General features: G+C 33.1%; 15 protein-coding genes and 1 pseudogene. 1 reads left to right on the forward strand and 15 read right to left on the reverse strand.

The genetic code is table 11. The annotated features are described in order from the left end of the window. Positions 1-76: 76 nt before the first annotated feature. The 5 genes from EKL95_RS07470 to EKL95_RS07490 form a co-directional block, all read right to left on the reverse strand. Complete coding sequence (locus EKL95_RS07470) at positions 77-910, reverse strand: GIN domain-containing protein (protein WP_126563872.1); 834 nt, start codon at positions 908-910, stop codon at positions 77-79. Between the two features lie 86 nt (positions 911-996). Beyond that, complete coding sequence (locus EKL95_RS07475) at positions 997-1,737, reverse strand: head GIN domain-containing protein (RefSeq protein ID WP_126456241.1); 741 nt, start codon at positions 1,735-1,737, stop codon at positions 997-999. A 2-nt stretch (positions 1,738-1,739) separates the two neighbouring features. Next, complete coding sequence (locus EKL95_RS07480; RefSeq protein ID WP_126563873.1) at positions 1,740-3,473, reverse strand: PspC domain-containing protein; 1,734 nt, start codon at positions 3,471-3,473, stop codon at positions 1,740-1,742. Between the two features lie 2 nt (positions 3,474-3,475). Next, positions 3,476-3,808: a PadR family transcriptional regulator gene (locus tag EKL95_RS07485; RefSeq protein WP_126456245.1), complete on the reverse strand. Its 333-nt coding sequence runs from the start codon at positions 3,806-3,808 to the stop codon at positions 3,476-3,478. Positions 3,809-4,079: 271 nt separating this feature from the next. Further along, on the reverse strand, positions 4,080-4,535 hold the full coding sequence (locus EKL95_RS07490; protein WP_126563874.1) for a DUF4870 domain-containing protein: 456 nt from the start codon (positions 4,533-4,535) through the stop codon (positions 4,080-4,082). Positions 4,536-4,769: 234 nt separating this feature from the next. On the opposite strand from EKL95_RS07490, the gene EKL95_RS07495 reads away from it, so the two are divergent. Next, positions 4,770-5,222: a DUF4442 domain-containing protein gene (locus EKL95_RS07495; protein ID WP_126461413.1), complete on the forward strand. Its 453-nt coding sequence runs from the start codon at positions 4,770-4,772 to the stop codon at positions 5,220-5,222. A gap of 280 nt (positions 5,223-5,502) precedes the next feature. Here the strand turns inward: EKL95_RS07495 and EKL95_RS07500 are convergent, their stop codons facing one another. From EKL95_RS07500 to EKL95_RS07545, 10 genes and pseudogenes are all read right to left on the reverse strand, one after another. Further along, positions 5,503-6,063 (reverse strand): DUF6642 family protein, encoded by a 561-nt coding sequence (locus EKL95_RS07500; RefSeq protein ID WP_126461601.1) that lies wholly within the window; start codon positions 6,061-6,063, stop codon positions 5,503-5,505. A gap of 386 nt (positions 6,064-6,449) precedes the next feature. Next, entirely contained in the window at positions 6,450-7,985 is a 1,536-nt protein-coding gene (locus tag EKL95_RS07505) for a M20/M25/M40 family metallo-hydrolase (protein WP_126562982.1), read from the reverse strand. A 362-nt stretch (positions 7,986-8,347) separates the two neighbouring features. Further along, positions 8,348-8,566, reverse strand: coding sequence for a GDCCVxC domain-containing (seleno)protein (locus tag EKL95_RS15140; protein ID WP_231507379.1), 219 nt, complete (start codon positions 8,564-8,566; stop codon positions 8,348-8,350). 51 nt (positions 8,567-8,617) lie between these two features. Beyond that, a pseudogene (locus EKL95_RS15145) lies at positions 8,618-8,962 on the reverse strand (MerC domain-containing protein); the annotation flags it as partial. Positions 8,963-9,738: 776 nt separating this feature from the next. Continuing rightward, positions 9,739-10,620: a hypothetical protein gene (locus tag EKL95_RS07515; RefSeq protein ID WP_126563875.1), complete on the reverse strand. Its 882-nt coding sequence runs from the start codon at positions 10,618-10,620 to the stop codon at positions 9,739-9,741. Between the two features lie 182 nt (positions 10,621-10,802). Next, entirely contained in the window at positions 10,803-11,114 is a 312-nt protein-coding gene (locus tag EKL95_RS07520; protein ID WP_126563876.1) for a helix-turn-helix domain-containing protein, read from the reverse strand. Between the two features lie 4 nt (positions 11,115-11,118). Further along, entirely contained in the window at positions 11,119-11,457 is a 339-nt protein-coding gene (locus tag EKL95_RS07525) for a type II toxin-antitoxin system RelE/ParE family toxin (RefSeq protein WP_126563877.1), read from the reverse strand. An 825-nt stretch (positions 11,458-12,282) separates the two neighbouring features. Next, positions 12,283-12,651: a hypothetical protein gene (locus EKL95_RS07535; RefSeq protein ID WP_126562981.1), complete on the reverse strand. Its 369-nt coding sequence runs from the start codon at positions 12,649-12,651 to the stop codon at positions 12,283-12,285. Positions 12,652-12,886: 235 nt separating this feature from the next. Beyond that, a complete protein-coding gene (locus tag EKL95_RS07540; RefSeq protein ID WP_126563879.1) occupies positions 12,887-13,156 on the reverse strand; it encodes a hypothetical protein in 270 nt (89 codons plus the stop codon). Between the two features lie 11 nt (positions 13,157-13,167). Continuing rightward, positions 13,168-13,482 (reverse strand): hypothetical protein, encoded by a 315-nt coding sequence (locus tag EKL95_RS07545; protein ID WP_126563880.1) that lies wholly within the window; start codon positions 13,480-13,482, stop codon positions 13,168-13,170. Between the last annotated feature and the right edge of the window lie 1,190 nt (positions 13,483-14,672).

Here is a 14,672-nt window from a genome sequence, read left to right on the forward strand (position 1 = left end):
CCATAGCAAGTGGGACTTTTTGTATAACATCAATCCGGTTTTTCTCTCTCTCTTTTGGAGAGGGTTGGGGAGAGGATTATTTCAATTTTTTCGCCAATTGAGCTTCATCAGTAAATTTCCGTATTTCTATTGTTGGGCTACCCAGAAGTTGAATTTCAGATTTGCCAGCGGCATCAATAATTACCGCCGTCTCCACAAATAAACTGCAGTTGGAATAACTTTCAGTTATTATGTCCGCATTTTTTGTATTGAATTTATTTCCGGTGAATGAGGCATTGTTATCCAGTCGAATCCGCATATTTGTGGCATTTCCTTCTAGGGTTGCAGCTGATTTTTGGTACAAATCTACCTTCAAATCAATTGTGGTAACTAAGGCTTTAAGTGTTGCATTTTTGCTTAATTCGACAGTACTGTTTTCAGATTTTAAATTGAGTTCTGTTTTTGATTTGTCATCTGCCTGAAGTAAGAAATCCGTTGCGTTGACATTCACAAATAATTTGGAGGCATCATAGGCTTTTAGTGTAATGGTGTTTAACAAAAGCTCCTGTATCGCATTGACGGTCGATTCATCTTTGGCGGTAATGAGGTTTAATTCATTGGTATAGGTCACTCTTACAATCATTTTTTTATAGTTAACAGCTGATTTTGTTGTATAAATACGCAAGGTGTTGTCTTTTAAATCCAAAGAAATAATACCATGTAAGTTATCATCAGCCTCAATTTTTAGGGCTGTTTTTTCTCCTCTTTCCAGATGGACTTCTAGATTGTCTTCGACCAGCAGCGCTTCAAAATTGCCGACTTCTCTTTGCTCAACAGTCACTGTTTTTGATCCTTTTATTTTTTCTTTTTTCTGAGCAAATAGCAATGTAGTTGATACAAGCAGCAGGAGTATAACAGTATATTTTTTCATGGTCATTTAAATTAGTGTCTACACAAATATAAAAAAATCATCCACTTGTGATGGATGATTTCTTTATATTTTAACAAAAGTATATCTTATTCTTGGCTGATGCTCCCGCCTGAACTGGTATTTTTCTGAATCGATTTTGGCTGTATGTCGTACGTGATGTTTCCTCCGCTGGATGCCTGAGCATTTAAGCTAACGATAGGATGAACGCTAATGGACGCACCGCTGGAAACATCGGCACTAACTTCATTTGCTAATAATTTATCAGCGTTGATTTCACTACCACTTGATGCAGTTGTTTTAATCTGTAGCGCTTTCCCATTAATCGTAATGGTACTTCCGCTACTGGTGTCACAAGTAATATTGTCAGATTCGATGCTTAAATCTATCGATGCTGCACTCGAAGTATTCAATCGGATGTTCTCCCCTTTCAGGGTGTTTTTGCTCGTGATAGTCGAGCCGCTTGTTGCTTCTAATTCATCAATAACAGGCATTTTTACTGTCACTTTTTTTGATTTCATGTTGATGAAAGAATTTTTATCACACGAAATAACAAGTGTTCCATTTTCTACTTTGGTAGTGATGTGTTTTTGTAAATTATCATCTGCTTGAACAATTATTTCAATTTTATCAGATTGTTCTATAACGACATCTATGGCATTGTTAACCTCTATGCTTTTGAAAGCACCTTCAACAAGCCGCTTTTCTGTGGTGATATTTCCGCTTCCTTCTATTGCATTGAAATTAATGGAGTGGTTGCACGAACCGAATAACAAGGCTGTTAGGGCAACCAGAATGAACTTTGTAATTAAGGTGATGATTTTCAACATGACTAATTCGTTTTAATGATGATCCCGTCTTTATTTATTTTCAATCCTTTATTGGTTTTGTTTGATTTTAGGGTGTCTTTCTCTACAGTAACGCCATTGTTATTTATGGTAACCGTAACATCCGTGCTATCGTCTCGAGCGGTACTGTTTACATCATTATACTCGTTTTCATCAGCGGGACAATTTAAACATTTTATTTGAGAATTTTCTACTTTGTAAATGTAATTATCTGAACTGTAGTGTAAATTGAAAAATTCATCATCAGATCTGTCGTAATTTTGTACAGAGGCATCTGGTTTTAACAACGTTCCTTCAGGTACAAATACTGTTATTTCTATTTCTTGATCTCTGTATTTATTTTTTAAATCAGTAAGTAAATAGTTGTCTAAAATCAGTTGATTGCCTATTATTTTATAACCGTATTTAATTTGTTCGGCTCTTCGTTTTGCTTCTGATAACGATTTTCCTCTTGCTTCTTTTTCAATCTGAATATAAGGCAGTTTCTCCTCTGTTTTTTCGATTTTAAAACTAACTTCATTAGAGTAAATAATATCTGTTCCGGTAGAATCTTGTGTTACCATGAAATCATTACGGTCTTCCACATTTTTAGCAAAATAATCATTGTGTTTGAATTTAATTAAAAGGGTGTCATTTGGATTTAAATTAAGGGTTTCTTTCTTAACCACTCTCCCATCTACGGCAAATGCACTGGCCTGTTTTATTCCAATTGATATTGCTAATGCTACTGCAATTAGCCATAATGCAAACAGCGTATATTTTGCAATATTTCCAATAGACTTCATGTTTGGGGCCAATAGCTTAAACCCTAATAATGCTAAGAAGAAGAACGGGATTCCAACAGCAAAGAACATTAACAATCCAAAAGCCCATATTGGATAATCTGTAAAATTACCTGCTTCTATAAAACCTTGCCAAGGAAAATCAATAAAAATTCCGGAACCTAATGTGAAAATACCTATTAACAAAAAAAACAGTATTGTTATTCCTGTAATAATCAAAATTACACCTAAAAATTTGGCGAAAATTTTAAAAATAGTCATGATAAAGTCGCTAAAAGAACTTCCTATTTTCCCGACACCTGTTTTTATCTGGTTGCCATACTTGTCGTAATCCACATTTTTTATTTTGTCTGAAACATTTTCAAATTCTTCTCTAACTTTTTTTTCAATGTTAGAAATGGTAACCGGTTCCCCGGTCATTTCCAGTTTTTCAGTGGTAGTAACCGCCTCCGGAGTTACAATCCAAAGAATGATGTAGGCGAGAATTCCAGTTCCAAATCCAGCAAAAACCAATAAGATAAGAACGATTCTGATCCACACGGCATCTACGCCAAAATAATGCCCTAATCCTGCGGCTACTCCGCCAATCATCCCTTTTTCTTTGTCGCGATATAGTTTTTTAGTTCGTCTGTTTGAGTGGTCACTAAAACTTTGAGAACCCTTCAAGTCATCTTCAATGATGTAATCTTCCGGTTGTCCCATTACGGCGATAACGGCATCTACATCTTTCAAACCAATAACGTATTTGTCTGTTTTTTGTTTGTCATTTAATAATTCCGAAACACGCATTTCAATATCCTTGATGATTTCATCATGTCCAGACGAATTGGATATAGAACGTTTTATAGCATCAAAATAGCGCGTCAATTTTTGGTATGCATCTTCATCGATGTGAAAGAACATTCCGCCTAGGTTTATATTTACAGTTTTGTTCATGACTATTGTTTTTGGTTGGTTATTAGGTTTACGGCATCGGACAATTCCGTCCAGGTACCATTCAATTCGTTTAAAAAAGTTTGTCCAATTTCGGTCAAGCCATAATATTTTCTTGGAGGTCCTGAAGTGGATTCTTCCCAACGGTAGTTGAGCAATCCATCGTTTTTTAATCGCGTCAGCAGTGGATAAATGGTTCCCTCCACGACTAATAATTTTGCGTTTTTTAATGTGTCCAATATTTCCGATGTGTAGGCTTCTTTTTCTTTTAAAACGGATAGGATGCAAAACTCGAGAACACCTTTACGCATCTGGGCTTTTGTGTTTTCAATGTTCATAATTTCTTTTTTTGATTTTAGTGTTGATTAAACGGTTCATTTTTTGATTGCCGTGCCAGTTCTCCTTTCTGGCTCGGGTGATGATTTGTCATTGCGAGGAACGAAGCAATCTCGTATTGCATGATTCTCTTTTTATTTTTTCGGAGCTTATTCCTGCTTTCCACTTTATCTTTACTTGCTTAAAGAAAGCAAGTAAAGGATGTCGTTTCAATCAGGGCTAGTTTGTTCGCTCTATGTATTACGTCTGTTCTCTTTTAATCTGACTGCTTCCTTATTTAAGGAACGGAATCGTTATTGGATATTTGTATTTTTCTCCGTTTGATGTTTTAATCGAGGCATAAATAATCAAGAAGAATTCAGCCACTTTCAAAAGTCCGAAAATCAGAACGCAAATTAATCCAACCGTTAATAGTGCAATGTTGTCTTCAAGGTTGAAATTCGAAAGTGTAATGTCGTTATGATGTATCAATGATTCGAAAGAAACATTTTTGAAAACCGAAATAAGAAATGAAGGAATTGCAATCATAATCAGCACCAAAGAGTAGATCAATAAACTCAATTGAAAATTCAACACTTGTTTTCCGTGGTGATCCACAAATTCAGATTCCTCTTTCTTGGTTGTCCAAAGAATTATTGGAAAAATATAATTTCCAAAAGGAATGAAATACTGCGTTAAAGTACTTAAATGCGTAAATGTCGCGATGTTTTTTTTAGTTGTTGTTTCCATGATTAAAAGTATATAGTAATTTCTTATGCAAATATATATCTAAAAGATAGTATCTTGTAACGCATAGTACCAAAAATTAACACAACATTAACAAATAATTTTTATATGTACGCATAGTATTTTTTTGTAATTTAGCAAAAAACCTAGCGGTAATAAACGCGCCTAAATTCAAAATCCAAAGAATAATACAGAATGGCGACACTCTATTCCCATAAAAACAAACAGTAGCTACCTATGAAACTTACAGCCTCTAAACTTAATAAATTTTTGTTTTTCAAATTACCCTCGGCATTTATCTGTGGCGTACGCGTAAAAACCATAGACGAGAACCAATGTATAGTTTCTGTAAAACACCGTTGGATAAACCAAAATCCATTTAACTCGATGTATTTTGCCGTGCAAGCCATGGCTGCAGAGCTTGCCACGGGTGCTTTAGTAATGTTTCAAATTCAAAAAAGCGGCAAAAAAATCTCGATGCTTGTTGCGAATAACAAAGGAAATTTTACCAAGAAAGCTACTGGTAGAATCACTTTTACCTGTAATGACGGCCATTTAATAGAAAAGGCGATTCAAGAAACCATTGCTACAGGAGACGGACAAACGTTTTGGATGAAATCCATTGGAACCGATGAAAAAGGAATTCAAGTATCCGAAATGGATTTTGAATGGAGTGTGAGGGCCAAATAAATAAATCTTTTTTAAACACTTATTCACAATCGAATCTCTTTCGTGAAGTGACCATTAAGCAGAATTAGAATTTTTGGTTTAAATAGGTTCTTTTTTTTGTGAAATTAGAGTACTGTTTTTTTGCTTTATCTAATAGTTCAAAACCCAGAATAAATTTGAACCCCGGAATGTGTATTTAGCTTTTGAACTGAATTAATAGAATACCCGTAGGCGTTTTAATGCGGGCGTTTATTAAATTGATAGGTACTCCGCTTTTAATTGCATATCAGCGCTATCAAGATTAATAATACAATCTAAAATCGAGTAGTTGACAAAGGGCAAAGTGCTTTTCATGTAATTCGGTAACAATATCTACAACATTATCTTGCTCTTCAAATAAGCTAAAAAAAGCTTTGTCTATGGCACAGCTTGTTAATGTATTGGATGGTGCTCCATACCCGGAAACGGCACGTGCTCCAGTGATATCTAAAAAGTATTGTGCTTCTTCCGGGCTTAAGTCCAATACCTTTGCATTTGCAAAATGTAAAATTTTTCCTTTCATTTTTCCTTCAAAAAGCTCGGCTATTTCCTCTAAACTATAGTAATAGTCATTGAGACAAATGGTGTTTCTTTCGCCTGGCATCACTAAATAGATTATTTCATAATTTTTAAAATTATGGTCGTCATAAAGCAATGCATTTAAGCTTTCTTCTAACCCCTCAATGGTATCACAGGTTTTGTAAATACTGGTTATACCTTGTTCAAAAGCCAATTGCTCTAAGTTTTTAATCACTTCAGTTGTGGTGGTAATTTCTGTATTAGGAACGGCTTCCAGGCAGAAAATAAAGGTATCAGAATCCATTAAATTCTGAGTGTTCAGATGGTTCATTAGTTACGAATTATTTATTGGTTCCAATAATAGTTAAAACGAGGTGCTTTAGTCTATTTTGTTTATAGCTTCTAAAAAATTTGTGATTGTTATTTGCTCAATGTTGTGGGCACAGTTTACAAAACTGCTTTCGATAGCGGATTTTCAATCCGTACCCGTAAATAATATCAAAATAATTCTAATAAAACCACTTCTAATTCACTCTCTAAACTGGCATAATTTCTTGCTGAATCATTCTCTTTTTGGGCTCGGATTGCAAATCCGCCCTATCGTTGTCCGAAAATTAAATATCCGAGTGATTAGGATTAAAAAGTATTCTCATTACATTATTTAAGTTAATGATAAGCTACCGTTTAGAGTTATTTTATCAGCATTAATGACCCCATAGTTTCTATACCATCAAACAAATTTTGAAGTCGAATGTTTTCATTTTCTGCATGCTGGTTGTTGTCATGGTTCGCTATTGGAACGGAAATGGTGTTTGTTTTTAGATATTTTTCAAATAAATATAACGGTAGACTTCCTCCCATAGTTGGTTGCAGTACAACTTGGTCTTTTGTTGTGGCTTCAACTGCAGAAATCACCTTTTTGACAATTGCTAAGTCCATGGAGGTGCGTTGCGCATTTATTCCATTTTTATCACGGATGACTTTTATAATTTTAGGGTACAAATTTCTTTCTTCATCTGTAGGTTCGTTGCTTGTGACGAAGTAGCCTTGTTTTATTATATGATCAATTACTTTTTGTTGTTGTCTTTCCCAGTCGTTCCCTAATACTAACCTCAGGTCTATAACAGCGGTAGCAGTAGTTGGAATTTGATTTGAGGCCATTTTGCCTACGTTACCACTTTGCATACCATTTATGTTTAAAGAGGGCAGGTTGATCGATTCGCTTAATGTTTTATCTCGCATTTCAGCACTATTTATACCAAGCTCAGTTTTCATCTGTTCGTCAACAGAAGGAACTGTCAATAATGCTTTATTCTCTGATAGTGTTAATGGTATTACATCATCATAAAACCCCTTTATCGTCACGCGACCATTGTTATCTTTCATTGATGCTAACAGCTGTGCTAGCATCATCGCTGGGTTTGGAGCCCAATTACCATAATGTCCGCTATGTAATGGCCTTTTTGAGGCATATACCGTAAAGTAAAGGTTTGTATCTCCTCTAACACCAAAATAAATTTGCTTTTTCCCAGACTGATGTACCGGTCCGTCGCATATTATCCATAAATCGGATTGTAAAAGGGCTTCGTTCTCTTGTAGGATTTCATCTAGGTGTGTTGAGCCCTTTTCCTCTTCTCCTTCAAAAAAGAATTTAAGATTGTAACTCGGTTTTAAGCCGCTTTTATTAATGGCGTCGTAAGCATTTATAATAGCATCAACTCCTGCTTTGTCATCGGAAGCACTTCTGGCATATATTCTCCATTCGTTATTGTATTTTCCATCTAAAGGGAAAGGAATGTTACTGCCGTTTTTATCAATAGCTGCCGTATATAACTTTGGGATAAAAGGACTCAGATTTTGATTCCATTGTTCAGGATTTACAGGTTGGCCGTCGTAATGGGCATAGAAAATCAAAGTTGTCTTTGCACCCGGTATAAGAACTTCACCGTAAACGGCTGGCGGAATATTTTTAGTTTTTCCATGTAATAACTGCACATTTTTGATACCTTTTCGATTCATCATTGACATGATGAAATCAGCATTTTCACGAAGGCTTAATGGCTCTGATGCTACGTTAGGGATACTTAAAAATTCTGAGAATTCAGTAATAATTTCGTTTGCGTTCTTTTGTGTGTATTTTTTTATTTTTAAACTTTCTACTGATTGTGCGTTAACTAGTTGTATAGTCAAAATCAAGAGTGGAATAATTAGATTAAGCTTTGTCATATAAAATAGGATTAGTTAAGTATTTAGAATATTAATTTTGCGGGCGGCTGCTACCAAATATATATAAATTTTTCCTGCTTTTGGGTCCCTATAACCAGGATAGGCGGATTTTTAATCCGTGCCCGTAAATAATATCATAATAATTCTAATAAAACCACTTCTAATTCACTCTCTAAACTAGTATAATTTCTTGCTGAATCATTCTCTTTATGGGCTCGGATTGCAAATCCGTCCGAAGGGTCTGGATTCTCCCGTAATAAGGGGATGGGATGGACTGTGTAAAACGAGTTTCATTGTTAGTGCCACGCCACATAACTCTAACTGTTGAAAGAAGAACTAATTTATTTCATTTATTCTCGTTTTTAGCAACATCTTGTTCCAACTTGAATTGGTGGACATTTCACACTTCCGTAACTACAATATACGCAACAATCTCCTTCTAATGGTCGCAATATTGTTTTACAATTTTTACACTCGTAGAAAAATTCACAAGCATTTGTCGGCATCATTTCGTCTTTTTTGTATCCACATTTCGGACATATGATTGTCGATTTCAATTCAACAGTTTTTCCTTCATATATTCCACAAGTTTTACAATTTACGTATATTTTATTTTGATAATAATTTCCAATTGTTGCGATAAAAAGTCCAAACATTCCTGCATACATTAAATAAGTTGAATTTTCAGATTTACTCAAATAATATCCGGAAAATATAATTATTCCGCTCGAAATTGCAATTAATAATGGATAGAAGTATTTATGTTTTCTATACGAAATATATATTCCGATAATTGAAATCAAAACCATTATTTGAAAAATCCACATTGTCCAACCTCCGAATAATTCTAAACTTCCAAGCCCAAGTGCTGATGCTCCAAATGCAAAAAGAGGAAAACAACAAGGTGAGAAAATTGCAGTTAGAAAAAGTCCAAATGTTCCAAGTTTGTCAATATTATTTATAAGTTTAAATTTCATTTTTTTTATTTTCTTTTTTTGACTTTTCTTTCGGTTTCTCTTTCGCGTAAGTCTTAGTGCCAAGGTCAGTTGTTTTTCCGATGGGTCTGGATAAAAACCTCCAAGCGAACTGTATTTTTGTAGTCACTGAGTGAATATAAGTAAGTCGAAAGTTTAAAAGTCGTAAAGTCAAAAGAATTAACTTTAAGTAAAACAGCTTTAAATCAGATTTTTACATGATTTTATCCTGATTTTAAAATACGACATTATACCATAGTTATTACTTATGTGATTTAAACTACACTAAAAATTCTTTTTTTTAAAACGGACTGTTTATTCATGAAATAAAATAAGTCACACAAAGTATTAAAAAATAACGACCAGCCCATTCTATATTATTTCAACAAACATCTTATGTTGTTGTAGCTTTATACTTTGTAGCGATTTTTTGTTATTTGCTTAATGTTGTGGGCACAGTTTACAAAACTGCGCTAACTATTGTGGCATATCAGCGCTATCGGGTTTCTTGCCAAATTATTAAACATGATAGCGCGGATTTTCAATTCGTGCCCGTAAATAATATCATAATAATTCTAATAAAAGAAATTCTAATTCACTCTCTAAACTAGTATAATTTCTTGCTGAATCATTCTCTTTGTGGGCTCGGATTGCAAATCCGCCCTATCGTTGTCCGAAAATTAAATATCCGAGGGATTAATATAAGCGTTGTCCGAAAAAATCAGATGTCCGAGCGATCGGGGTAACTATTGTGGCATATCAGCGCGGTCGGGTAGTTTTTATTGTTTAATTTTCTTTGTAAATAATATGTTTTTACCATTTTTTTTCAATGAAATCTTGAATCCGTCAATCGCAAATATTTCATTCTGATTGTTTTGCATAAAATCACTAGGAGAAGTTTCACTAGTATCAAAAGCAATTATTGTATTTTCGTTTAATTCGAAATAAGCACAAGAAAAAGGATAACCATCTTCAATTTCTTCTTCTTCAAAATACATAAACGCTACAAACATTGAGCCTTTAAATGTTTTGCTTGATAATGAATTATTTGATTTTTTTTCACCAATCATTTCATCTAAATTAACGCCTAATTGATTGGCAATTGTGTTTAATGAGTCGTAAATTTCTTGTCTACTCAATCCTGCAGTTGTATATGATTCTATTATTATTTCATCAAGACTCATTGAATCTTTTTTGCCTGAAACACAAATAAAAAAACTTCCTTTAAGTTGCTCATAAAAGTCTTTATTAGGTCTAGTTTGAACTGTATTGATGATTTTTTTATAAAAATTAGTTTGTAATATTTTTTCGATAAACCTTTTTCCACCAGTTTTAATTTCAATCTGATTAACCGTTTTACTTAAATTTAAAATAAAAAATGAAGTATTATTATTAGTACAATAATTATCAAGTTTATTAAAATCATAAAGTTTTTGGTTATCTAATTCTATGTCAATAATGTCTAAATTATTTGATTCGCAAAAATCACAAACTATATCATTATCATCTAGCCAATCCTCAATACTTTCCATTATTTCGAATTCTGTTAAATAATCTCTTAATTTTAACTTTGGATTTCTTTCAAAATCTGTTAAATGACGATTAATACCGTCACATCTAAAACAATCCCTACATGCTTGAACATATTTTATAGTACTCATTTACAATTTATTTTTTACGTTTTCGTCTTTAAAATTACCACTAACGTCCCACTAATACTGCCGGTTTGGGACTAAATTAAGCCGTATTTTCGGATTTGCCAAATCATCCCAAATACAAAACCAACTTCCAATTAAGCCTATTGCCCAAATCCGTTGTAGTAGCTGTTGGGCAATCGGCAATTTTAGTGTGTTGCTACATTCTGATTTAATAATTCTACATTAAAATTAATTTTAGCATTTAAAGCTCGAAAAACTTTAATAACCGTATCGAATCTTGCGTCAGTTAAGCTGTTCTCAATTTTTGAAATTTGAGCTTTTTTCACACCAACTAGCTCTCCTAATTGTTCTTGTGTCAAATTTCGTTCTTTACGAATTTGTTTAATTGTTTGACCAATCAAATCAATTTTCAATTCATTTTCAAAATTTTCTCTATTTATTGTTCCTTTTTCTCCAACGAATTTATCCGTTACTTCTTCTAAACTATATGTTTTCATAATCTTATTTCTTTTCGTTAAAATATTCCACTCTTAATGATTCTGCTCTTTCAATTTCTACTTTCGGGGTTTTGTCTGTTTTCTTTATAATGCCGTGAGTAGAAATTACTACTGTATCCTTTTTATCTGATTTATCCCAAAAAGCAAAAAGTCTCAAGTATTGTTTGTTGTATAAAGTTCTAAATTCCCAAATCTCGCCATCGAGTTTTTTGAATAGTTCATTGTCGTTTACGCTTCTCGATTTCCAAATATTATAAAGTATTTTTTCTCTAGATTTCGGGTCTAGATTTTCTAAAAATTCTATAACTGGTTCAAGAAATTCAACTTTAAATTTATAATCCATTTTTCAGTAATCTTAATTTTCTGTAAAGATAGAAGTTTCCTTTTTAAGAAACAAATGTTGTTGATTTTTCGGCTTTTTGTTGTGTTACTGGCTGGTTATTTTGTCGAAATTACAATTAAACCGCAAATTTTTCACGTTTCTGTTGGCAAGTTCCAACTTTCACGTTTTTGCTTTTCAGATTCCAATTTTCAAGTTTCTGTTGGCAAAATCCAATTTTCACGCTTTGTTCTAGTACTAAAGCGGGTTTGGGATTAAATTGCTTATTTAAAATATTTTTAATTACAGAATAGGAATTCCTATCCAATGCATAATAAGCATTATTACAACAGTTATTCCAAAACTGCACAAAGTTAGAATACGCCAATAAACAGACCTTCCATTCCCAAATCTCCAAATTCGTTCACCAGTTTCTTCTTTTTGTGATTTCATAGTTAATTTCCACAATATATATGTTGAAATAATAATAATAAAAATAGCAATTAACCAAAACTTTATCATAATTTATATTTTTTAAAACGTCATTAAATTCTCTCGAATTTCTTAAAATTACCGCCAACTGCTTTGTAAACTTTCTGCGGAAACAACTGCTTATTTTCAAATCGAAATTACCTGCGTAATTTCGGCATAACTAGCCAGTAACGTTTTGCTGCTTTGAGATGGTGGGGAATTCGTAACCTTTCAACTTTCTGCTTTGCAGAAAAGTTGATGCGAAACGGTAATTCCACTAAAACCCCACTATATCAAAACAGCTGTTGGCAGAAAAGTTCTAGTTTATTCATGTTTTTTTGCGCAATATTTACCGCTTTCTGCTTTCAGTTTTAGTTTTTACTTTTCTAATAGATTTATGCTATAAATAATTTTCTCATTTCTGTAAACTTGCATATCAGTTGAACTTTTTCGCTTTATCAGACTGTCTCCAATATTCAGTTCAACGTTATGTTTTGGAAAATAATTTATCATTTCATTTCCATTAGCTAGTTTAAGTTTTGGCGTCATATGATTACTTTTGTCAACATATTTTCCGATTACGCTTGTTTTAAATTCTTCATTTAAAATTTTGTCTCTTCTTGAGTTTTCAAAATATCCAAAGTGATTTAAGAGAAACATTAAAATCACAATAAATAATAACATTGTTCCAATGATTATTTTATCTTTTCCATTAAGTATTTCGTCAATTCCTCTTGCGCCAACCATATTTTTTTTAATTTATTTCTGCAATGCAACCCGATTTGAGAATACTTTTTTAAAATTTTGATTTTCAATTCAGTTCTTTAGTCGGAGTTTTTTCGTCAACGGCTTGCTACTAACGTTATGCCACTTTGAGATGGCTGGAAGTTCGTAACCTCTCAATTTTCGGCTTAACGAAAACTTGATGCGAAACGGTAATTCCACTAAATTCCACTAAATTCCAGCTAGCTCAAAATGGTGGTTATAGAGCGTTTTTTTTTATTTCCCAACCATTATTTTTTGCAGTAGTTTTTAAGTTTTCCAATTTTTTATTCAGTTCAATTTCAAAATTTTCAAGTTGACTTTTAGTGGCGGAAAAATTGTCAAACCAATCAAACATCTCATAAAGCTCGTTCATCGAAACTAATTTTGAAATTTCTCTGACTAATTGATCACATACTTCATTATAAACTTTAAGTTTAAAGTTCACAATGTCTGTTAATGGATGATCGTGTGGTCCGCCTGCTGCCATTTTTATTTTTTTTAATAATTAACTTTTTTTAATTCACTTTCGCTTATTCCGGCTGCATCTAAATATAGTTCGGAAAACTCTTCTGAGTCGATAAGGCAAATTCCGCCAACTGGATTTAATTCAATATTTTTCACAACGATTCTGAAGTTAAAATTCTGTGAGTTTGCACTTCCATTTTTGTCGGTTAATTTTTGAACTTCATTTTTAAATTTTAGATAATTTTCCACCGCAATAAAATTTCCGCCAATTGCGCCCATATTTCCGTCAATAATTTTAAAATTCACAGTTCCAATTTCGAAATTATTTATAAAAATTTGTCCTTTCATTTCTGATTTGTTGTCTTTTTGCACGATTTTTTAAAATGCTCTATAACGTTATGCCACTTTGAGATGGCTGGAAATTCGTAACCGCTCAATTTTCGGCTTAACATAAGCTTGATGCGGAACGATAATTCCACTAAATTCCAGCTAGCTCAAAATGGCTGTTATGGGCTGGGTTGTTATTCTAGATTATTCCAACCTGAAACATTTCCTTTTTTGACTTGTAATAATGCATAAAGAACAATTATGCCAAATAATCCGATTAATGGTTGGAAAATCCCATGACCATTTATTATTTGCGTTATAAGTACAATTATACTCGTAATAAGAATTCCCCAAAATCCCAATCTTATCCATTTGAAAAGCAGAATACAGAATACAATGCTAAGAATTCCTAGCGATCCATAAATCAACAAGATATTTTGTGAAGTTTTATATGGCGAAATCTCGGAAATTTCATCCGTGTTAAAAAAATATGTAATTGAAACGATTGAATATGCTATTGTTAAATAAATCAACCAAGCTGTTAAGCATCCGTGTCGCTGTTTGTTCTGCATTCTTTATATTGTTGTTTTTAAATTTTTGTTTTTCAAATTGCCGTCGGCAAACTCAAACTCAAACTTTTCGATTCGGTTTTCAAGTTTCTGCTTTTCACGCTTCCGCTGTCAAATTCCAATTCTCAAGTTCTGATATTTATATTTCTGCTTTTCGTTTTTCAATCTGAAAACCCCAATTTTCAAGTTTCTGCTTTTTACGTTTCAATTTTTACGCTTACTTTTCAGATTTCTTGCGTAAAGAAAACCAATTATTTCAAAGTTTTTTCTGCGTAAGTTCGGTTTCAACTTGCCCATAACTTGTATACACTCGCTATAAAATAGCGTCCATACACCCAAAATCAGGTAGATTGTCGCTATTGCTTGTCTTTTTTTATATTCTTTCAAATATATTAAAATTTTCTTACAGTTTTTATACAAAAAAACAAACGTTATAGTTAGTGCGGTTTGCGTGAGGGAGGGAAGCGGCATCCTTTATTTTCTTTCTTTAAGAAAATAAAGATATAGCGTACCGTCCGACCCAAAGTGGCGAGGAGGAACGACAAAGCTGCTGCAGGGTCACGCCCAATGTCATTAAGTTAAGGAATTTTATATTGCATCTTTTTGATTTTTAAGCACTAAAGGTCGAATTCGATTTCTATA

The organism is Flavobacterium sp. LB2P53, from assembly GCF_003970305.1.
Lineage (GTDB): Bacteria > Bacteroidota > Bacteroidia > Flavobacteriales > Flavobacteriaceae > Flavobacterium.

Excerpts from the sequence above, each read along its gene's own strand:
- EKL95_RS07470 (WP_126563872.1), bottom strand. The coding sequence starts at position 910 with ATGAAAAAATATACTGTTATACTCCTGCTGCTTGTATCAACTACATTG.
- EKL95_RS07475 (WP_126456241.1), bottom strand. The coding sequence starts at position 1,737 with ATGTTGAAAATCATCACCTTAATTACAAAGTTCATTCTGGTTGCCCTA.
- EKL95_RS07480 (WP_126563873.1), bottom strand. The coding sequence starts at position 3,473 with ATGAACAAAACTGTAAATATAAACCTAGGCGGAATGTTCTTTCACATC.
- EKL95_RS07485 (WP_126456245.1), bottom strand. The coding sequence starts at position 3,808 with ATGAACATTGAAAACACAAAAGCCCAGATGCGTAAAGGTGTTCTCGAG.
- EKL95_RS07490 (WP_126563874.1), bottom strand. The coding sequence starts at position 4,535 with ATGGAAACAACAACTAAAAAAAACATCGCGACATTTACGCATTTAAGT.
- EKL95_RS07495 (WP_126461413.1), top strand. The coding sequence starts at position 4,770 with ATGAAACTTACAGCCTCTAAACTTAATAAATTTTTGTTTTTCAAATTA.
- EKL95_RS07500 (WP_126461601.1), bottom strand. The coding sequence starts at position 6,063 with ATGGATTCTGATACCTTTATTTTCTGCCTGGAAGCCGTTCCTAATACA.
- EKL95_RS07505 (WP_126562982.1), bottom strand. The coding sequence starts at position 7,985 with ATGACAAAGCTTAATCTAATTATTCCACTCTTGATTTTGACTATACAA.
- EKL95_RS07515 (WP_126563875.1), bottom strand. The coding sequence starts at position 10,620 with ATGAGTACTATAAAATATGTTCAAGCATGTAGGGATTGTTTTAGATGT.
- EKL95_RS07520 (WP_126563876.1), bottom strand. The coding sequence starts at position 11,114 with ATGAAAACATATAGTTTAGAAGAAGTAACGGATAAATTCGTTGGAGAA.
- EKL95_RS07525 (WP_126563877.1), bottom strand. The coding sequence starts at position 11,457 with ATGGATTATAAATTTAAAGTTGAATTTCTTGAACCAGTTATAGAATTT.
- EKL95_RS07535 (WP_126562981.1), bottom strand. The coding sequence starts at position 12,651 with ATGGTTGGCGCAAGAGGAATTGACGAAATACTTAATGGAAAAGATAAA.
- EKL95_RS07540 (WP_126563879.1), bottom strand. The coding sequence starts at position 13,156 with ATGGCAGCAGGCGGACCACACGATCATCCATTAACAGACATTGTGAAC.
- EKL95_RS07545 (WP_126563880.1), bottom strand. The coding sequence starts at position 13,482 with ATGAAAGGACAAATTTTTATAAATAATTTCGAAATTGGAACTGTGAAT.